The 17,883-nt window shown below is 74.6% G+C and carries 18 protein-coding genes and 1 pseudogene; 6 read left to right on the top strand and 13 right to left on the bottom strand.

The features are described 5' to 3' along the window. Nucleotides 1-162 precede the first annotated feature (162 nt). A complete protein-coding gene (locus ACPCK6_RS02015) occupies nucleotides 163-1,935 on the top strand; it encodes a glycosyltransferase family 2 protein (RefSeq protein WP_423480168.1) in 1,773 nt (590 codons plus the stop codon). Here ACPCK6_RS02015 and ACPCK6_RS02010 read toward each other — a convergent pair. The 4 genes and pseudogenes from ACPCK6_RS02010 to ACPCK6_RS01995 form a co-directional block, all read right to left on the bottom strand. Continuing rightward, nucleotides 1,861-2,031: pseudogene (locus tag ACPCK6_RS02010) on the bottom strand (DUF6510 family protein); the annotation flags it as partial. The gene ACPCK6_RS02015 and the pseudogene ACPCK6_RS02010 sit on opposite strands and share 75 nt — an antisense overlap. A 46-nt stretch (nucleotides 2,032-2,077) precedes the next feature. Then, nucleotides 2,078-2,797: a ferredoxin reductase gene (locus ACPCK6_RS02005; RefSeq protein WP_423480171.1), complete on the bottom strand. Its 720-nt coding sequence runs from the start codon at nucleotides 2,795-2,797 to the stop codon at nucleotides 2,078-2,080. Between the two features lie 40 nt (nucleotides 2,798-2,837). After that, entirely contained in the window at nucleotides 2,838-3,437 is a 600-nt protein-coding gene (locus tag ACPCK6_RS02000; protein WP_396881676.1) for a sulfite oxidase-like oxidoreductase, read from the bottom strand. A 49-nt stretch (nucleotides 3,438-3,486) separates the two neighbouring features. Further along, nucleotides 3,487-4,521, bottom strand: coding sequence for a TerC/Alx family metal homeostasis membrane protein (locus ACPCK6_RS01995; protein WP_396881675.1), 1,035 nt, complete (start codon nucleotides 4,519-4,521; stop codon nucleotides 3,487-3,489). A 243-nt stretch (nucleotides 4,522-4,764) separates the two neighbouring features. Here ACPCK6_RS01995 and ACPCK6_RS01990 point away from each other — a divergent pair, with 243 nt between their 5' ends. Further along, on the top strand, nucleotides 4,765-5,937 hold the full coding sequence (locus ACPCK6_RS01990) for a CaiB/BaiF CoA transferase family protein (RefSeq protein ID WP_396881674.1): 1,173 nt from the start codon (nucleotides 4,765-4,767) through the stop codon (nucleotides 5,935-5,937). A 12-nt stretch (nucleotides 5,938-5,949) separates the two neighbouring features. Here ACPCK6_RS01990 and ACPCK6_RS01985 read toward each other — a convergent pair whose 3' ends face one another. Further along, nucleotides 5,950-6,354 (bottom strand): DUF2267 domain-containing protein, encoded by a 405-nt coding sequence (locus tag ACPCK6_RS01985; protein ID WP_396881673.1) that lies wholly within the window; start codon nucleotides 6,352-6,354, stop codon nucleotides 5,950-5,952. 177 nt (nucleotides 6,355-6,531) lie between these two features. Between ACPCK6_RS01985 and ACPCK6_RS01980 the strand changes: the two genes are divergently transcribed. Beyond that, the gene (locus ACPCK6_RS01980; RefSeq protein ID WP_318333835.1) at nucleotides 6,532-6,801 is read left to right on the top strand and encodes a DUF2795 domain-containing protein; all 270 of its coding nucleotides are present in this window, start codon (nucleotides 6,532-6,534) and stop codon (nucleotides 6,799-6,801) included. Between the two features lie 321 nt (nucleotides 6,802-7,122). On the opposite strand, the gene ACPCK6_RS01975 is transcribed toward ACPCK6_RS01980, so the two are convergent. The 4 genes from ACPCK6_RS01975 to ACPCK6_RS01960 are packed head-to-tail and all read right to left on the bottom strand — an operon-like array spanning nucleotide 7,123 to nucleotide 10,028. Beyond that, nucleotides 7,123-7,791, bottom strand: coding sequence for a hypothetical protein (locus ACPCK6_RS01975; protein ID WP_396881672.1), 669 nt, complete (start codon nucleotides 7,789-7,791; stop codon nucleotides 7,123-7,125). Nucleotides 7,792-7,835: 44 nt separating this feature from the next. Continuing rightward, complete coding sequence (locus ACPCK6_RS01970; RefSeq protein WP_423480167.1) at nucleotides 7,836-8,807, bottom strand: pirin family protein; 972 nt, start codon at nucleotides 8,805-8,807, stop codon at nucleotides 7,836-7,838. Nucleotides 8,808-8,822: 15 nt separating this feature from the next. Continuing rightward, a complete protein-coding gene (locus ACPCK6_RS01965; protein ID WP_423480166.1) occupies nucleotides 8,823-9,656 on the bottom strand; it encodes a toast rack family protein in 834 nt (277 codons plus the stop codon). Between the two features lie 30 nt (nucleotides 9,657-9,686). Continuing rightward, on the bottom strand, nucleotides 9,687-10,028 hold the full coding sequence (locus ACPCK6_RS01960; protein ID WP_318333831.1) for a MazG-like family protein: 342 nt from the start codon (nucleotides 10,026-10,028) through the stop codon (nucleotides 9,687-9,689). Nucleotides 10,029-10,120: 92 nt separating this feature from the next. Here ACPCK6_RS01960 and gdhA point away from each other — a divergent pair, with 92 nt between their 5' ends. Both gdhA and ACPCK6_RS01950 read left to right on the top strand, forming a co-directional pair. Continuing rightward, complete coding sequence (gene gdhA, locus ACPCK6_RS01955; protein ID WP_423480165.1) at nucleotides 10,121-11,452, top strand: NADP-specific glutamate dehydrogenase; 1,332 nt, start codon at nucleotides 10,121-10,123, stop codon at nucleotides 11,450-11,452. 152 nt (nucleotides 11,453-11,604) lie between these two features. Continuing rightward, nucleotides 11,605-12,963, top strand: a complete 1,359-nt coding sequence (locus ACPCK6_RS01950) for an alpha/beta hydrolase family protein (protein WP_423480164.1) — start codon at nucleotides 11,605-11,607, stop codon at nucleotides 12,961-12,963. A gap of 7 nt (nucleotides 12,964-12,970) precedes the next feature. On the opposite strand, the gene ACPCK6_RS01945 is transcribed toward ACPCK6_RS01950, so the two are convergent. After that, entirely contained in the window at nucleotides 12,971-13,744 is a 774-nt protein-coding gene (locus tag ACPCK6_RS01945) for a DedA family protein (protein WP_396881668.1), read from the bottom strand. Nucleotides 13,745-13,810: 66 nt separating this feature from the next. On the opposite strand from ACPCK6_RS01945, the gene ACPCK6_RS01940 reads away from it, so the two are divergent. After that, nucleotides 13,811-14,503 (top strand): carbon-nitrogen hydrolase family protein, encoded by a 693-nt coding sequence (locus ACPCK6_RS01940; protein WP_396881667.1) that lies wholly within the window; start codon nucleotides 13,811-13,813, stop codon nucleotides 14,501-14,503. A 5-nt stretch (nucleotides 14,504-14,508) separates the two neighbouring features. Here the strand turns inward: ACPCK6_RS01940 and ACPCK6_RS01935 are convergent, their stop codons facing one another. From ACPCK6_RS01935 to ACPCK6_RS01925, 3 genes are all read right to left on the bottom strand, one after another. Further along, complete coding sequence (locus tag ACPCK6_RS01935) at nucleotides 14,509-15,951, bottom strand: serine/threonine-protein kinase (RefSeq protein WP_396881666.1); 1,443 nt, start codon at nucleotides 15,949-15,951, stop codon at nucleotides 14,509-14,511. A 62-nt stretch (nucleotides 15,952-16,013) separates the two neighbouring features. Next, nucleotides 16,014-16,850: an SAM-dependent methyltransferase gene (locus tag ACPCK6_RS01930; protein ID WP_396881665.1), complete on the bottom strand. Its 837-nt coding sequence runs from the start codon at nucleotides 16,848-16,850 to the stop codon at nucleotides 16,014-16,016. Nucleotides 16,851-16,926: 76 nt separating this feature from the next. Beyond that, the gene (locus ACPCK6_RS01925; protein WP_194801709.1) at nucleotides 16,927-17,814 is read right to left on the bottom strand and encodes a Sco1979 family transcriptional regulator; all 888 of its coding nucleotides are present in this window, start codon (nucleotides 17,812-17,814) and stop codon (nucleotides 16,927-16,929) included. Between the last annotated feature and the right edge of the window lie 69 nt (nucleotides 17,815-17,883).

Below are 17,883 nucleotides of genomic sequence, written 5' to 3'. Positions count from 1 at the left end.
ACCGGAAGGGCCCGACCCCCACCACGAGGGGCCGGGCCCTTCCGCGCGTATCCAACGGCTGCCTTCCGGTCACCTCGCCGTCACGCCGGTGTCGTGACCCGGACGGCTCGCTCCACCACGCTGGGTCGCGCCGGATCGTCCGGGCGACCGTGAGGAGCAGCCGTGGCAGCCGAGGAGGCGACGCACCGCCCACCGACCACGCCCCGCCCACCGGCGACGAGCCGCCCCGACGTGAGTGTCGTCGTCCCTGTCTACAACACGCTGCGCTACCTGCGGTCCTGCCTCGACTCGGTGCTGCGGCAGACCATCGGGGCGGACCGGATGGAGATCGTGGCGGTGGACGACGGGTCCACCGACGGCAGCGGCCGCCTGCTCGACCGGTACGCCGCGAAGCACCCCGGCACGGTGCGGGTCGTGCACCAGTCCCACTCCGGTGGCCCGGCGTCGCCCTGCAACCGGGGACTGGACCTGACCACCGGCCGGTACGTGTTCTTCCTCGGCTCGGACGACCGGCTCGGCCCGGAGGCCCTGGAGCGTCTGGTCGCCGCCGCCGACCGGTACGGCTCGGACGTGGTGCTCGGCAAGGTGGTCGGGGTCAACGGCCGGCACGTCTTCTCCGACGTGTTCGCCGACGGCAACGCGGTCGACGTGAGCCTGTTCGACTCGGCGCTGCCGTGGTCGCTGGCGAACACGAAGCTGTTCCGGCGCGACCTGGTGGACCGGCTCGGGCTGCGGTTCCCGGAGGACATGCCGGTGCTCAGCGACCAGCCGTTCACGCTCGCCGCCTGCTACCACGCCCGGCGGATCTCGGTGCTCGCCGACTACGACTACTACCACGCGGTACGCCGGCTGGACGCCCGCAACATCACCTACCACAGCCGGGTGGAGCAGCGCCTGGTCAGCGTGGAGCGGCTGTTCGCGTACGTGGCCGAGCTGATCCCCGCCGGGGAGCGCCGGGACGCGGTGCTGCGCCGCCACGCCGGGCTGGAGCTGGCGAACCTGGTCGGCGACGACTTCCGGCACCTGGACCGGGCCGCGCAGGAGCGGGTGCACGCCACGGTGGCGCGGCTGGCACGGCGGCACGTCACCGACTGCCTGCGGGACCGGCTCGACATCGAGGCCCGGCTGCGCCTGGGCGCGGTGACCGCGGGCGGGGTGGACGACCTGCTGGCGGTCATCGAGCAGGACAGCGGCCGGGGCGTGCCGGCGACGGTGTTCGCCGGTGACCGCTGGCACGCGGGCTACCCGGGCGCACCGGCCCGCTGGACCGATGTCACCGACGTGCGCGCCGACTGGCTGGCGCGGCTGGACGCCGTCGACGTGAGCTGGGTCGACGGGCACACGCTGACGGTGACCACGCGCAGCCCGTACCCCCGGTTCGCCACGGAGGCCGGGCCGGTGCGGATGCTGGCCGGTCCGGTCGTGGGCGCCACCCGGATGGACGCCGGCGATCCGACCGGCCGCACGCTGCGCACGGACTTCGCGCTGGACCGGCTCCTGGCCGCGAGCGCCGCCAGCGGGCAGCGCCATCCGGTGCGCGCCGAGGTGGACGGCGGTCACGGGCGCGGCGGGGCCGCGGTGCGCGCGCCTCGGCTCGCCGCCGGGCGGCCCCGGCTGCTGCGGCACGGCGCCCGGTTGTACGGGGTGGCGGCGACCGTGGACCCGCGCAACGGTCAGCTCGTGCTCTCCGTGGTGCCGGTGACTGTGGGTCAGCTCGTCGGGCGGCTGCGCCGGCGCGGCAGGCGCGGACCGGTAACGGCGCAGCCGTCAGGACGAAGCGCGGAAGCCCTGCTCGGCCGCCATGGGCACCTGGAGGTACGTGGTGCCGCGCAGGTCCAGCCAGGCCTGCTGCGGCGCCCGGACCAGCCGCACCATCACCCCGGAGCAGGCGGGGCAGCGCCCGACCAGGCCCGGGGCGTGCGAGTAGACGTGTAGCCCGGCCATCGGGCCGGTCGTCCCGCAGGTGTCGCAGCGCCCGGTGGTGGCGCTCAGGTCGACCGCGAACAACTCGCGCAGCGGCCCGTCGAGCATGTTGCCATCCACGTAGGACAGGTCGGTCATACGCCCTCCTCGGGTCTCAGCCGGTCGGGCCGAACCGTTCGGTCCGCACGCGCCGGGTCGGGTGACCCAGCCCCACCAGCAGGTCGGCCACGGTCTCCACGAATCCGGTGGGGCCGCACACGTAGCACAGCGGCTCCAGGTCGGGCGGCCAGCCGTGGCTGTTCACGTCGGCCAGGCCGATCCGGTGCGGCTCGCCGCGCCAGCCCTCGGGCGCGGACCGGGTGTAGACGTACGCGACGTCCAGGCCCTGGTCGTCGCGGGCGCGGCGGCGCAGCTCGTCGGCGTAGATGACGTCGTCCGGGGTGCGCACCGAGTAGACGAGCCGGAACGGCGTGCGACTGCCCGCGGCGCGACGCGCGCGGATCATCGCCATCAGTGGCACCACGCCGGATCCGCCGGCGACGAGCAGCACCGGCGTGGTGTCGTCGGTACGCCAGACGAACCAGCCGCCGACCGGTCCGCGTACCTCCACCGGGTCGCCCTCGGCGTAGGTGTCGGTCAGGTACGGCGACACCTCGCCGTCGGGCACCCGCTGCACCGTCACCTCGATCCGCTCGCCGTCGGCGGGGCCGGCCAGCGAGTACGACCGGGCGGCCTGGTAGCCGTCCTCGGCGGTCAGGCGCAGGTCGACGTGCTGTCCGGGCAGGTGCCCGGGCCAGCCGGGCACGTCCAGCACCAGCGTCTGCGCGGTGGGCGTCTCGATCCGCCGCTCGACCAGCCGGGCCACCCGCCACATCAGCGGCGCGACGCGACGGCCCTGCGCCTGTGCGGTCACCTCAGTCGCCCTGGTAGCGCTGCTCGCGCCACGGGTCGCCGTAGTCGTGGTATCCGGCGGTCTCCCAGAAGCCGGGCCGGTCGTCGGTGAGCAGCCGGATGCCGTGCACCCACTTAGCCGACTTCCACAGGTACAGGTGCGGTACGAGCAGCCGCGCCGGTCCGCCGTGCTCGGCCGGCAGCGGCCCCCCGTCGTACGTGTGCACCACCCAGGCCCGTCCGCCGCGCAGGTCGTCGAGCGGCAGGTTGGTGGTGTACCCGCCGTACGAGTGCGCGAGCGCGTACCGGGCCTCGGTGTCGACGCCGTCGAGCAGCGTGTCCAGGGAGACGCCCTGCCAGGTGGTGCCGAGCTTGGACCAGCGGGTGACGCAGTGCAGGTCCACCGTCGGGGTGTCCTGCGGCAGGCCCATCAACTCGTCCCAGGACCAGCGGTACTCCGCGCCGGTCTCGCTGGTCAGCACGAACTCCCAGGTGTCCAGCGGCACGCGTGGCGTCGGGCCGGCGGAGAGCACCGGGAAGTCCTCGGTGAGGTACTGCCCCGGCGGCAGGTCGGGCGCGGACGTACGGGGCCGGCCCTGGAAGCCGGGCGAGACGATTCCCACCCGTCAGTCGTACCACCGCCGCTCCCGCCGGGGCAGGGGTTCCACCGAGTCAGGCGGAACCTCCGCCCTGCACCTCGTGCACGACGGTGCGCTTGCCGTCGCCGCTGTTGCGGGTGGCCCGCAGGCTGGTGATGGTGACGATCACCAGGACGCCGATGATCACGCCGAGCGAGGCGAGCGTGGGGATCTCCGGTACGCCCTTCCAGATGCCGTGCGCCCAGTGCAGGCCGAGCTTGACGCCGATGAACGCCAGGATGGCGGCCAGGCCGTAGCTGAGGTGCACGAGGCGGCTGAGCGCGGCGTGCAGCACGAAGTAGAGCGCCCGCAGACCCAGCAGCGCGAAGGCGTTGGTGGCGAAGACCAGGTACGGGTCCTCGGTGATGCCGTAGACGGCGGGCACCGAGTCGACGGCGAACACGATGTCCGTGGCCAGCACGGCGACCACGACCAGCGCGAACGGGGTGAGCGCCCGCCGGCCGCCCTGCCGGATCGTCATCCGGGTGCCGTGGTAGTCGTCGACCACCGGCATGATCTTGCGGAGCAGCCGGACCGACCGCATCTTGTTGATGTCGACCTCCTGCTCGTGCCCGGAGAGGGCGTCGCGCAGCAACTTGACCGCGGTGGCGATCAGGATGAGCGCGAACAGCAGGAAGGCGAAGTCGAGCGTCTGGAGCGCGGCGGCGCCGAGCGCGATGAACACGCCGCGCAGCACCAGGGCGCCGGCGATGCCGTAGAGCAGCACCCGCTGGGCGAGCACGGCGGGCACCGCGAACGCGGCCAGCAGCAGCATGAAGACGAACAGGTTGTCGACCGAGAGGGACTTCTCGACCAGGTAACCGGTGAGGTACTCGATGCCCTGCTGGCTGCCGTACCGGGACCAGATCCACGCGCCGAAGGCCAGCGGCAGGGCGATGTAGAAGGCGGACCAGCCGAGCGCCTCACGGATCGAGACCTCGTGCGGCTTCCTGGTGACCAGGAAGTCGAGCACCAGCAGGACGAGCACACCGACGATCGTCACGACCCACAGCGTGGGCGTGCCGACAGACGACAACCCGGCCGCGGCCAGGGGCGACAATTCGGGCATGGAGCCTCCTCGAACACCGTGTCATGTTCGAGGTCTCCTTCACCCACGTTTTCGTGGGCAACCACCCGGGGCTCGCCTCGGCGGCTCGCCGTACTGACCGGAATGATTCGTGGGAAGTACTCCCCTCGCCTGCACAAGGCTAGGTCACCGCCGGACCGGACGCCAAGTCGGGACACGCATGATTGCCCTGGTCAACCACTGGACGCCGACGGAGGGCGTGGCGCCCGGGTCACCCCTGCCCCTATGGTGACGCGGGTGACCAACCAGGGACCACTGACCGGCGTACGGGTGATCGAGCTGGCCGGCATCGGCCCCGGTCCGTTCGCGGCCATGATGCTGGCCGACCTCGGTGCCGACGTGGTGCGCGTCGACCGGGCCGGCGGGGGCGGGTTCGGCGCCTTCCCCGGCGACCTGCTGAACCGCAACCGCCGCTCGATCGCCGTCGACCTGAAGCAGCCCGCGGGGCGTGACCTGGTGCTCGACCTGGTCGCCGGCACGGACGCGCTGGTCGAGGGGTTCCGGCCCGGCGTGACCGAACGACTCGGCCTCGGCCCGGACGCCTGCCTCGCCGCCAACCCCCGCCTGGTGTACGGGCGGATGACCGGCTGGGGGCAGGACGGGCCGCTGGCGCAGCGCGCCGGGCACGACATCGACTACCTGGCCCTGACCGGCGCGCTGCACGGCGTGGGCCGGGCCGGGGAACGCCCGGTGCCGCCGATGAACCTGCTCGGCGACTACGGCGGCGGGGGCATGATGCTGGCGCTCGGCGTGGTCGCGGCGCTGTACGCGGTGCGCGGCGGCGCGCCCGGCCAGGTGGTCGACGCGGCCATCGTGGACGGCGTGTCGGTGCTGGCCACCCAGATCCACGCGCTGCGCGGCATCGGCCTGTGGCAGGACCCGCGCGGGGTGAACCTGCTCGACGGCGGCGCGCCGTTCTACGACACGTACGAGTGCGCCGACGGGCGGTACGTCGCGGTGGGCGCGCTGGAGCCGCAGTTCTACGCCGAACTGGTCCGGCTCACCGGTTTCCCGCCCGACGGCGACGACATGCCGGAGGACGCGCTGGACCGGGACGACCCGGCGAACTGGCCGGCGCTGCGGGCGGCCTGGGCGCGGCTGTTCCGCACCCGTACCCGCGACGAGTGGACGGCGCTGCTGGCCGGCACGGACGCCTGCGTGGCACCGGTGCTCGACTGGGCCGAGGCGCCGCAGCACCCGCACCTGCGGGCACGGGAGGTCTTCGTGGCGCCGGACGGCGTCACCCAGCCCGCTCCCGCGCCGCGCTTCTCGGCCACCCCGACGTCGGTCCGGCGACCGCCGCCGTCGGCGGGCGAGCACACCGACGAGGTGCTGGCCGGCGCCGGGATCGACGCCGGCCGGATCGCCGCGCTGCGCGACGCCGGCGTGATCGGCTGACCGGCCGCCGGTTCAGCGGCGCGCGGCGGCCGGGGCGAGGGCCGGTTCGACCATGTCCCGGTAGTCGCGGGGGAACCGCACCACGACGTCCTGGAACTCCCCGCCCCGGATCGCCTCGCGCAGCGTGACGAACACCGCGCGTACGGCGTCCCGGGCGGTGTTCTCGTCGCAGTCCGCCCGGCGGGCGACCCGGGCGGCGAACTCGGCCGCGCCGAACCGTTCGGCGGCCTCGTCGCGCGGATAGGGCCGCAGCAGCCCCTGGAGTGGCTTGGGCAGCTGCGCGGCGAGGTCCATCACCTCGCCGCCGGTCAGCCGCTCGGAGAGCGTCTCCAGCGTGGCCCCGGTGAGTGTGGCGGCCCGGTCCTCGCTCGTGCCGGTGAGCCGGGCGACCCGGCTCACGAAGGTCAGGTAGTGCATCCGTGGTACCCCCTTCGGTGCGCCCACCGCGGCTACCCGCGACGGCGCGCCGGAAACGGCGCCGGCCACCGGCGTGCGGCGACGGCGGGTTTTCCGCGCTCGCGGGCGTGAGGGGCGGCGCGACGGGTAACCGCCGCCCGGTCATGACCACGACTACTGCCACGAGGAGCCCGACCCATGGCGAGTTACACGGATGTCCTTGATTACCTGTCCGCGCTGGACTACCCGGCCGGCAAGGACGACGTCATCCGCGAGGCGGAACGGGAGGGCGCGCCGCCGGACGTGTTGCGGGCGCTGCGCGCGCTGCCCCCGGTGGACTACGCCAACGGCACCGAGGTGGCCCGCTCGGCCGGCATCGACGCGGCGCCCGAGGTGAGCCGGTCGCAGCGCGCGGCGCAGGCCCGGGTCGACCACCCACGCGTGTCACAGCACCTGCGCGGCATCTGAGCACGGCGGCGGGCCGGCGGGCGACACGGCCGCCGGCCTCCGCGCGTGCGGAGAAGGGCCGGTGTACGACTGTCGCGCGTGGGCGCTCCCCTGTGGCCGGTCGGCGTGCCCCGGGCAGGCGAGCGCCCCGGGTCACGAACCGCGACCTGGGGCGCCACGCAGCACCTGTCCTGCGCGGTTCACGCCCGAACCGGGTCGCGACCACGCAGCGGTGAGATGTTCGCCCGAACCGGGCGGGCATCGCTGCCACGATCATCATACGACGCGACATCAGCCGAACGGGTGAGAATCGCGGAAGTGTGTCCGGGCGCACGCGTGCGCTCAGGCGGTCACCTCCGCGTACCGCCGCTCCAGGTCCACTCGCGCCAGCGCTCCGACCAGCCACGACAGTTGCTCCGACTCCCCGCTGCCGGTGAGTCCGGCGAGGTCGCGCGCGGTGCGGCCCAGCCCGAGCCGCCGGGCCGCCGCGAGGGCCCGCCGGTCGGCCACCGGCGCCGCCTCACGCCACAGCGCCTGCGCCTCGCGCAGGAACAGGTCGCACACCTCGTCGTCCACTCCGGGCAGCGCGGTCAGCAGCCGCCGTTCCTCGCCCGGATCCTGGTGCGCGGCGGTCCGTAGCCGGCGCAGGTCGCCCCGGTACGTCTCGACGACCGTGCGGGCCAGGTCGCCGAGGGTGTCGGCGATCGCGGGCAGGTCACCGCGCAGCCCGGCGGCGCGCAGCACGCGTACCCGGTCCTCGTGGCGGGAGCGGGCCATCCGGGCCGCGGTGTCCCAGCCGGCGTCGCGCAGCGCGCCGGCCGCGTCGACGGCCCGGTGGAAGTCGCCCCGGCGGGCCAGCAGGACGGCCAGGTACAGCACCTGGAACAACTGGGCCGGGTTGTTCGTCACCCGGAACCCGAAGAACTCGGCGAACCCGCGGCCGTCTCCGGCGAGCCGGCGGGCGAGCCGCTTCTTGTCCGCGACGTCGCGCGGGGCGGTGGTTGTCGGCATGCCGCCGACTACCCCGGCGACGGCGCGGCATTCGGGTACGACGGTCAGCCGCGCACGTCGCCGCCGCGATCACGGGCCTTGAGCCGGGTGGTGGGCAGCGCGGGCGCGGGCAGCGGCGGTGCCGCGTCGTCGGCGACCACACCGAAGCGGCGGCCGGCCATCCAGTCCTCCCGGGCGGCCACCACCTCCTCGTGCGAGCGGCCGACGAAGTTCCACCACATCACCAGCGGCTCCTCGAACGGGGTGCCGCCGAGCAGCAGCAGCCGGGTGCCCGGCTCGGCGCGCAGCGTCAGCGCGTTCCGGCCGAGGCCCAGGTAGAGCAGCGCGCCGGGGGCCAGCGCCGTGCCGTCGCACTCGGCGGCGCCGGACATGGCCAGCAGCCCGTACTCGAAGTCCGGACGCAGCGGCAGCGTGGCCGGCGCCGGCCCGCGGACCTCGAGCTGCGCGCCGACCAGCGGGGTGTGCACGACGGCGGGCGAGCGTTCCCCGCCGAGGTCGCCGACCAGCAGCGTGACGTCCAGGTCGCCGTCGCGGAAGCGGGGCAGGTCGGCGTGGTGGGCGAAGTCCGGGTCACCGGCGCGGGCCGGGTCGGGCAGCGCCACCCACAACTGCACGCCGTGCATCAGCGGCGGGTGCACCAGCGGGGAGCGCTCGGAGTGCGCGATGCCGCGCCCGGAGGTCATCACGTTGAGCTGGCCCGGGCGGATGGGCTGGACGTTGCCGAGGCTGTCGCGGTGCAGGATCTCCCCGTCGAGCAGCCAGGTGACTGTCTGCAGGCCGGTGTGCGGGTGCGGCGGCACCTCCATGCCGGGCCGGTCGGCCACGTCGTCGGGCCCGAAGTGGTCGACGAAGCACCAGGCGCCGACCATCCGGCGCTGCCGCTGCGGCAGCAGCCGGCGCACAGTGGTGTAGCGGCCGAGCGGGACGTCGTGGCCCGGCAGCAGCACGCTGCCCGGGTCGGTCGGGCCGACGCCCGGTGGGAGCGTCTGCGAGGGCAGGGATTCGGTGCGGTCCACCGCCCGACTGTACGCTCACTCCGCGGTGACGCTCACCGCGTTGGCGCCCCCGACCAGGTCGAGGTAGAGCCGGTCGGCGGCCCGGTCCCAGCCCGGCGAGCTGACCAGGTCACCGGCGGCGATCCCGCCGCGACGCTCGTCGTACAGGGTCAGGGAGCCGGCGCCGGAGGCCACCCGCACCCGGGCCGGTGGCCCGCCGGGCACGGTGACCGTCAGTTCGCTGACCCCGCCGGTCATCCGGACGGTGAGCGAGCCGTCGAGCCGGGGCAGCAGCAGCCGGGTACGCGACGCGCCGCCGACCAGGTCGATCCCGGCGAGCCGGGCCTCACCCAGGTCGAGCCGCTGCTCGCTGACGCCGCCGATCAGCCGCAGCCGCCAGGTGACCCGGGAGTTGAGCACCACCTCGACGGCGGCCGGGCCGGGACGGCCGTTCTCCTCGATCCGCAGCCGGACCCGGTCGCCCACCAGCTGCGGGCGGGGCGTCACGCCGGAGCCGTCCGGCGCGCCGATCCGGTACAGGTCGTCGCCGAGGTCGTCGGCCCGCAGCGTGAACCGGGTCAGCCCGTCGACCAGCTCGAACTGGGCGCGCTGCCGATCGCCGCGGGGCGCGGCGAGCGTCTCGGCGCCGGCCACCTCGGCGGCGCCTGCCCCGCCGGAACCGCCACCGGGAGCGGGCGAGGGCGGGGCGCCGCCGGAGAAGACCACGCCGAGCCGGGCCGGGTTGGACAGCGTCACCGCCACCGCCACCGCGCCGAGCACCACCACCAGCACCGCCGCCGCCGCGAGCAGCCGGGCTCCGCCGGACCAGCGGGGCCGGGCCAGGCCGGGGTCGTCCTCGGATGCGGTCATGGTCGTCCCCTCTCGCCGGTCCCCATCGGGTCATACGTCCGCGTCGGCGTCTCGGTTCATTCCCCCTCCGGTCCGTTCCCGCACCTTGCCGGCGCAGGCGGCCAGCACGGCCTGCGCGTCCAGGCCGAGGCTCTCGATCGCGACGAGCGCGGTGAACGCCACGTCGGCGAGCTCGGCGGCGACCTCCTCGCGGGTGTGCGTCACCCCCTTGCGGGGGTTCTGCCCGAGCAGCCCGATCCAGGCCGCGGCGACTTCGCCGGCCTCCTCGCCGATCTTGAGGATGCGGCAGGTCAGTTCGGTGTCGCCGCGGCCGTTCGCGGCGTCGAGCCAGGCGCGCGCGTCCCGCGCGGTCGTCCAGATGGTGGCGTCCACGCCGACCAGTGAACCCCACCCCGCGCACCGTTCGTATCCTGGGGCGGCGCAGGCCAGGCGGCCGGCGTCCGAGGCGAGAGGAGGTGCCCGTGATGCCGGAGACCGTCGAGTCGGTGTTCGCCGGCGTGGTCGCCCGGAACCCGGGAGAGCCCGAGTTCCACCAGGCGGTCCGCGAGGTGCTGGAGAGCATCGGTCCGGCCCTGGTCCGGCATCCGGAGTACGCCGAGGTGGTCGAACGCGTCTGCGAGCCGGAGCGGCAGGTCATCTTCCGCGTGCCGTGGGAGGACGACCAGGGCCGGGTACGGGTGAACCGCGGCTTCCGGGTGGAGTTCAACAGCGCGCTCGGCCCGTTCAAGGGCGGCCTGCGCTTCCACCCGTCGGTCTACCTGGGCATCGTGAAGTTCCTCGGGTTCGAGCAGATCTTCAAGAACGCGCTGACCGGGCTGTCCATCGGCGGCGGCAAGGGCGGCGCGGACTTCGACCCGAAGGGCCGCTCCGACCGCGAGGTGATGCGGTTCTGCCAGAGCTTCATGACCGAGCTGTACCGGCACATCGGCCCGCAGACCGACGTGCCCGCCGGTGACATCGGGGTGGGCGGCCGGGAGATCGGCTACCTGTTCGGGCAGTACAAGCGGATCACCAACCGGTACGACGCGGGCGTGCTCACCGGCAAGGGCCTGGCGTACGGGGGCGCGCAGGTGCGCCGGGAGGCGACCGGGTACGGGGCGGTGTTCTTCGCCGACGAGATGCTCCGCCAGGCCGGGGACAGCCTGGAGGGCAAGCGGGTGGTGGTGTCCGGCTCCGGCAACGTGGCCATCTACGCGATCGAGAAGGTGCACCAGCTCGGCGGCACCGTGGTGGCGTGCTCGGACTCCGGTGGCTACGTGGTCGACGAGAAGGGCATCGACCTGGCGTTGCTGCGCGAGCTGAAGGAGCAGCGCCGGGGGCGGCTGGCCGAGTACGCGGAGCACGCGCGCAACGCCGTGGCGGTCGCTGAGCGCAACGTGTGGGAGGTGCCCTGCGACCTGGCGCTGCCCTGCGCCACGCAGAACGAGATCGGTGGCGCGGAGGCGGCCGCGCTGGTCGCCGGTGGCTGCGTCGCGGTGGTGGAGGGGGCGAACATGCCCACCACGCCGGAGGCGGTGCGGATCCTCGGCCGGGCCGGGGTGCGGTTCGCCCCGGGCAAGGCCGCCAACGCCGGCGGTGTGGCGGTGAGCGGGCTGGAGATGCAGCAGAACGCCAGCCGCGACACGTGGACGTTCGGCGAGTCGGAGCAGCGGCTGCGCGAGATCATGCGCGACGTGCACGACAGGTGCTGGGCGACCGCCGAGGAGTTCGGCCTGCCCGGCGACTACGTGGCCGGGGCGAACATCCAGGGGTTCCGGCGGGTGGCGGAGGCGATGCTGGCGCACGGCCTGGTGTGAGCGGACGGCGGGACGGACGCCGGCGCAGCGGCCGGTCAGCGATTGACAGCTCTCGACGCCCGGCCTAGGTTCAGGTCGCTACCGGCCGGTAGGCATCCGTCCCGCGTCGTCACCCCCGTCCCGGGGTGGCACCCGTCCCCCGGGGAGCAGCGATGCAGCCCTCACCCGTCCGCCGCCGGCTGCTCGCCGTCGGCGCGGCCCTCGCGCTGACGCTCGGCCTCAGCGGCGCGGCCCCCGCCGCCGCCACCGGCCGCGACGACGGCAGCGGGCCGTTGCCCGGCTACACCATCGTCAACCCGCCGCTGCCGCCGCTCGTGGTCGGCGGGGCCGCCACCACCGTGCGGCAGGGTGTGCACGCCAACGCCGGGTACATCATCGAGATCCCGGCGCGCTGGAACGGCGAGCTCGTCATGTGGGCGCACGGCTACCGCGGCCAGAGCACCGTGCTGTCGCCCGAGGCGCCCGGCTTCGACCTGCGGCAGCGCCTGGTGGCGCAGGGGTACGCGTGGGCGTCGTCGTCGTACGACCGCAACGGCTACGACGTGCGCTCCGGCGTACGCGGCACCCGCGCCCTGGCCGACCTGTTCAGCCGCACCGTCCGCCGCCCGCACCGGGTGCTCATCGCCGGGGCGTCGATGGGCGGCCACGTCATCGGCCGGTCGCTGGAGCAGTACCCGGGCTTCTACGCCGGGGCACTGCCGATGTGCGGGGTGCTCGGCGACCAGGAGCTGTTCGACTTCTTCCTGGACTACAACCTGGTGGCGCAGGCGCTCGCCGGGGTGCGCGCGTACCCGACGCCGCCGGACTACCTGACCTCGGCGGTGCCCCGGATCCAGGTCACGCTCGGCCTGGCCGGGCTGACCCCGGGCGGCCCGGACACCACGAACGACCTCGGCAAGCAGCTGCGCGCGGTCACCGTGGAGCGCTCCGGCGGGCCGCGGCCGGGCGCCGACGCCGCGTTCGCGGTGTGGAAGGATTTCCTGTTCGGCATCGCGGTCGGCGAGGCGGACGGCTCCCCCGCCCGGCGACCAGGTCAGCTCGCCACGAACCTGTTCACCAGGTACACGCCGAACCAGCCGGTGAACCTCGACGCGACGGTGCAGCGGGTCGCGCCGGAGAACCTGCGTCAGCGGCTCTCGCCCGGCCTGACCGAGGTGCCCCGGATCGCCGGGCGGCCCACCGTGCCGGTGCTGAGCCTGCACGGGCTCGGCGACCTGTTCGTGCCGTTCGGCATGGAGCAGGCGTACGCCCGGGACGTGGCCCGGCACGGCCGGTCCCGGCTGCTGGTGCAGCGGGCGGTGCGCACCGCGCAGCACTGCGAGTTCAGCCCGGCCGAGGCCGGTGCCGCGTGGGACGACCTGGTCCGCTGGGTGCGTACCGGGAAGCGCCCGGCCGGTGACGCGGTCACCGACCGGCGCGCGGTCGCGGCGCCGGACTTCGGCTGCCGGTTCAGCGATCGGGCCGCCCGGGCCGCCGGCACCGGCACCCGCCCGCTCTACCCGCCCTGCTGAGCCTGCCTCAGTCCTCCGTCCGGGAGTACCAGCCGCCCCGGTAGACGGTGCCCTGCGGGGTCGGCTGCGGCTCCGCCGGCGCCTCCGCCTCCTGCGGCGCGGCCGCGGCGGTGCGGCGGGAGCGGCGGACCCGGCTGACCACGAACCAGCAGGCACCGGCCAGCACGGCCACGATGACCAGCTTCTGGAACGTGCCGGCGTACGCCTCGACCACGTGCCACTGCTCGCCGAGGAAGTACCCGGCGAGCACGAACGTGGTGTTCCAGATCAGGCTGCCCAGCGCGGTGTAGAGCAGGAACACCGGCACCGGCATCCGTTCCACCCCGGCCGGGATGGAGATGAGACTGCGGAAGATCGGAATCATCCGGCCGAAGAACACCGCCTTGACGCCGTGGCGCAGGAACCACGCCTCGGTGCGGTCCACGTCCTCCAGCTTGATCAGCGGCAGCCGCGCGGCGAGGGCGCGCATCCGGTCCCGCCCGAGGGCCGCGCCGATGTAGTACAGCGCCAGCGCGCCCACGATCGACCCGAGCGTGGTCCAGACGATCGCGCCGACCAGGCTCATCTTGCCCTGGCTCGCGGTGAAGCCGGCCAGCGGCAGGATCACCTCGCTGGGGATGGGCGGGAACAGGTTCTCCAGCGCCACCGCGAGGCCGGCGCCTGGGCCACCGAGCCGTTCCATCAGGCCGGTGACCCATCCGGTCACCCCGTCGCCGGACGGTTCCGCGGCCCGCGCGGTGCTCACCCGGGGGACGGCGAGCAGCTGTGCGTTTCCGATCATCGGACCAACGTTACGGGGCGAAGCCGCGGACGACCACGCGTCATGGAAACCATTATCGTGTACGCCATGCGTACGCCGCTGCGGATCGCCGTCGCCCAGCCGCTGACCCGCTCCCACGACGTCGAGGGCAACGCCGCCCGGCACGCCGACGCGGTGCGCGCCGCCGGGGCCCGCGTGGTGGTCTTCCCGGAGATGTCGCTGACCGGGTACGAGCTGACCGCCGCGCCGCTGGACCCGGACGATCCCCGGCTCGCGCCGCTGCGGGCGGCCTGCGCCGAGACCGGGACGCTGGCGCTGGCCGGCGCGCCGGTGCCCGGACCGCACATCGGGGTGCTCGCGGTCGACGCCAAGGGCGTGCGGGTGGCGTACCGGAAGATGTGCCTGGGTGGCGCGGAGCCGCGGCACATGCGACCGGGCCGGGAGCCGACGGTGCTCGATGTGGACGGCTGGCGGCTGGGGCTTGCGGTGTGCAAGGACACCGGCACGCCGGAGCACGCGGCGGCGACGGTGGCGCTGGGCGCGGACGCCTACCTGGCCGGCGTGCTCGAGTCGGCGGACGACGCGGCGGTGCCGGACGAACGCGCCCGCCGGGTCGCCGCCGCGCACGGCGTGTGGGTGGTCACGGCGAGTTTCGCCGGCTCGACCGGAGGCGGGTACGCGCGCGCGGCGGGTGGTTCCGGGATCTGGTCACCGGCCGGTGAGCCGGTGGTCCGCGCCGGTACGGGCGTCGGCGAGGTGGTCGCCGCCACGCTGCGCTGACACGGTCAGCCCTCGTCGGCGCCGCCGCGCAGCCGCTCGTAACCGTCGAGCAGCTTGCGCAGCGCGGTGGCGGTGACCGGGTCGATCTTCTCGTCCTCGGCCGCGTCGTCGATCTTCTCGCGCAGGTCCTCGACCCGCTTGCCCCGGTCCTTCGGCTTGCCCCGGTCCAGCTCGGCGGCCTTCTTGCGCAGATCGTCGGCAGTCTTGCCGTCGACCAGCCCGATCGACTCGGCCCGGTCGATCAGCTCACCGAAACGGTCGCCGAGCTGACGCAGCGTCACCGGCTCGGGCACCGTCGACGGCGGCGCGGCACTGCTGGGCTCCGGGGCGGGCGGCTCGGCGGCGCGCGTCGACGTGCCGGCGGTGGGCGCGGCGGCCGGCGGCGTGCCGGAGCCGTCACCCCACACCAGCGAGCCCACCACCGCGAGCAGCAGCACCAGGGCACCGGCGACGAGCAGCCCGAGCAGCCGGTTCGACGAGACCGCCGGGCGCGGCGGCGCGACGGGACGTGCCGGCGGGACCGGGCGGGACGCGGCGGCCGGGGACCGCTCGACCAGGGTGGGCGGGTGCGCCGCCGGCGCCACTGTGGGCAGGATCGCGGTCGGCGGGTCCACCGGGCGGCCCGCGCCGAGCCGGTCGGCGAGCCGGGCCGCTGTGGGCCGCCGCTCCGGGTCCACGTCAAGGCAGGCCAGCACCAGGTCGGCGATCTCCGGCGGCAGACCGGGCACCCGCAGCGGCGGCACCGGCGGCCGGTTGCGCCGCACGTCCAGCACGTCGTCCCAGCTGCGCACCGGCAGCGGTGCCCGGCCGGTGAGGCTGCGATACAGCAGCACGCCGAGCGCGTACACGTCGCCGGCCGGGTTCGCCGGGCCCGGGTCGAGACGTTCCGGGGCGAAGTAGGCCGGGGTGCCCATCAGCAGCGCGCCGGTCTGCCCGGTGACCGGGTGCGGGCCGGCGGGCGCGGCGATGCCGAAGTCGAGCACCTTCGCGCCGGTCTCGGTGAGCATCACGTTCGCCGGCTTGACGTCGCGGTGCACCACGCCGATCCGGTGCGCCGCGGCCAGCGCCCCGGCGACCTGCCCGGCCGTGCGGACCGCGTCCGGCCAGGCCAGCGGCCCGCCGTTCAGCCGGTCGGCGAGCGTCTGACCCTCCACCAGCTCCATCACCAGGTACGGGACGACGACGCCGCGGTCCAGCGTCGCCTCGCCGTAGTCGTACACCTGGGTCACGTGCGGGTGGGTGAGCCGCGCCGCCGCGCGGGCCTCGCGCTGGATGACCGCGCGCAGTTGCGGATCGGCGGCGAGCTGCCCGGCGAGGGCCTTGACCGCGACGGGCCGGTGCAGGACCTCGTCGTCGGCGCGCCACACCTCGGACATCCCGCCGAGGCCGATGCGTTCGCGCAGGACGTACCGGTCGTGCAGGCGCAGGGCGGGCGTGAACGGCGACATGATGCCTCCAGTCTGCCCGTCCGGTCCCCGTGCCCGTCAACCGCCCGGCCCGGAGCCCGGAGTCAGGGCTTGCGGGCGACCCCGCCGTACATGCTGACGTCGATCACCGACGGGCGCGGTTCGGGCTCGCCGTCGGCGTGCCACTCGGCGACCGAGCAGATGCCCGGCTCGACCAGCTCCAGGCCGTCGAAGAAGCGCACGACCTCCTCCCGGCTGCGCAGGTTGATCACACCGTGCGGGCCGCCGCCGCGGGCCGCCGCCTTCGCCTCGGCGGCCACCTCGGCCGGCAGGTAGTCGTGGGTGGCGTGCGAGGCCGCCAGGTAGCTGCCGGCGGGCAGGGCGTCCAGCAGGCGGCCGACGATCGCGTACGGGTTCTCGCCGTCGGGCACGAAGTGCAGCACCGCCAGCAGCATCAACGCCACCGGCTGGGAGAAGTCCAGCGTGCGGCGCAGATCGGGGTGGGCGAGGATGCGCTCCGGGTCGCGCAGGTCCGCGTCGAGGTAGGCGGTGGCGCCCTCGGCGGAGCTGGTCAGCAGCGCGCGGGCGTGGGCCAGCACGATCGGGTCGTTGTCGACGTAGACCACCCGGGCGCGCGGGTCGGTCGCCTGCGCCACCTCGTGCGTGTTGTCGGCGGTCGGGATGCCGGTGCCGATGTCCAGGAACTGCCGGATGCCCGCCTCGCCGGCCAGGTGGCGCACGGCGCGGCGCAGGAACCGCCGGTTCTCCAGAGCGCTGATCCGGATGGTCGGGAACCGCGCGGCCATCGCGTCGCCGGAGTCACGGTCGGCCTGGAAGTTGTCCTTCCCGCCGAGCCAGTAGTTGTACCGGCGGGCGGGATGCGCCACCGTGGTGTCGATCCGGCCCGACTCGGGTGCCGTACCTGGTGCGTCGCTGGTCAAGGCCGCCTCCACGACTCGCGTGCCACCGTCCACTGTCTCCGGTTGGCGGTCATGCTACTGCCCGCCGCCGCGCCGGTCAGGCCGGGTAGAGCTCGTCGCGCAGCCGGGCCAGCAGCTCCGGGGTCCGCTCCGGCGGCGCGGCCTCCACGCACAACCGTTCCATCGCCTCGGCGTAGAAGTCGAGGTCGTCGCGTTTGTCCAGGTAGATGGCGCTGGTGAGCTGCTCGATGTAGACGATGTCGGGCAGGTCGGCGTCACCGAAGCGCAGGATGCTGAACGCGCCGCTGGCCGCGGCGTGCCCGCCGGCGGCGAACGGAACGATCTGCAACCGCACGTGCGGCCCGGACGTGGCCTCGATCAGCGCGTCCATCTGCTCGCGCATCACCGCGGCGCCGCCGATCGGGCGGCGCAGCACCGCCTCGTCGAGCACCGCCCACAGCTGCGGCGGGTTCGGCCGCCGCAGCAGTTCCTTGCGCTGCATCCGCAGCTCCACCCGCCGGTCCAGCTCCGCCGCGGACGCGCCGCGGTGGCCGAGCAGGATCACCTGGCGGGCGTACGCGGCGGTCTGCAGCAGGCCGGGCACGAACTGCACCTCGTACGTGCGGATCAGCGCGGCGGCCGCCTCCAGGCCCAGGTACGACTGGAACCAGGCGGGGAGCACGTCGCCGTAGCGGTGCCACCAGCCCGGGCTGTTCGCGTCGCGGGCCAGCTTGAGCAGCGCGTCGCGGTCCTCCGGGGCGGTGACGCCGTAGAGCGTGAGCAGGTCGGCCACGTCGCGCTCCTTGAAGCCGACCCGGCCCAGCTCCATCCGGCTGATCTTCGACTCCGACGAGCGGATCTCCCAGCCGGCGGTCTCCCGGCTGACCCCGGCACTCTCCCGCAGCCGGCGCAGCTGCCCGCCGAGCAGCATGCGCAGCACTGTCGGACCGCTTGTCGGACCACCCTCGACGGGCACCGTCGCCACCTGACCGCCCTCGCATCCCGACCGTCCCGGCCGGGCACCCTCCCGGACCGACGAGTAAGCATGCCATGA

This window comes from Micromonospora sp. AB353 (assembly GCF_049538395.1).
Classification (GTDB): Bacteria; Actinomycetota; Actinomycetes; order Mycobacteriales; family Micromonosporaceae; genus Micromonospora; species Micromonospora aurantiaca.
This window is presented reverse-complemented; position numbering and strand designations above follow the sequence as displayed.

What these genes read in the sequence shown, in the direction of transcription:
- ACPCK6_RS02005 (WP_423480171.1), bottom strand. Translation starts at nt 2,797, where the DNA reads ATGTGGCGGGTGGCCCGGCTGGTCGAGCGGCGGATCGAGACGCCCACC.
- ACPCK6_RS01965 (WP_423480166.1), bottom strand. Translation starts at nt 9,656, where the DNA reads ATGACCGCATCCGAGGACGACCCCGGCCTGGCCCGGCCCCGCTGGTCC.
- gdhA (WP_423480165.1), top strand. Translation starts at nt 10,121, where the DNA reads ATGCCGGAGACCGTCGAGTCGGTGTTCGCCGGCGTGGTCGCCCGGAAC.
- ACPCK6_RS01985 (WP_396881673.1), bottom strand. Translation starts at nt 6,354, where the DNA reads ATGCACTACCTGACCTTCGTGAGCCGGGTCGCCCGGCTCACCGGCACG.
- ACPCK6_RS01940 (WP_396881667.1), top strand. Translation starts at nt 13,811, where the DNA reads ATGCGTACGCCGCTGCGGATCGCCGTCGCCCAGCCGCTGACCCGCTCC.
- ACPCK6_RS01975 (WP_396881672.1), bottom strand. Translation starts at nt 7,791, where the DNA reads ATGCCGACAACCACCGCCCCGCGCGACGTCGCGGACAAGAAGCGGCTC.
- ACPCK6_RS01945 (WP_396881668.1), bottom strand. Translation starts at nt 13,744, where the DNA reads ATGATCGGAAACGCACAGCTGCTCGCCGTCCCCCGGGTGAGCACCGCG.
- ACPCK6_RS01995 (WP_396881675.1), bottom strand. Translation starts at nt 4,521, where the DNA reads ATGCCCGAATTGTCGCCCCTGGCCGCGGCCGGGTTGTCGTCTGTCGGC.
- ACPCK6_RS01935 (WP_396881666.1), bottom strand. Translation starts at nt 15,951, where the DNA reads ATGTCGCCGTTCACGCCCGCCCTGCGCCTGCACGACCGGTACGTCCTG.
- ACPCK6_RS01980 (WP_318333835.1), top strand. Translation starts at nt 6,532, where the DNA reads ATGGCGAGTTACACGGATGTCCTTGATTACCTGTCCGCGCTGGACTAC.
- ACPCK6_RS01950 (WP_423480164.1), top strand. Translation starts at nt 11,605, where the DNA reads ATGCAGCCCTCACCCGTCCGCCGCCGGCTGCTCGCCGTCGGCGCGGCC.
- ACPCK6_RS01990 (WP_396881674.1), top strand. Translation starts at nt 4,765, where the DNA reads ATGGTGACGCGGGTGACCAACCAGGGACCACTGACCGGCGTACGGGTG.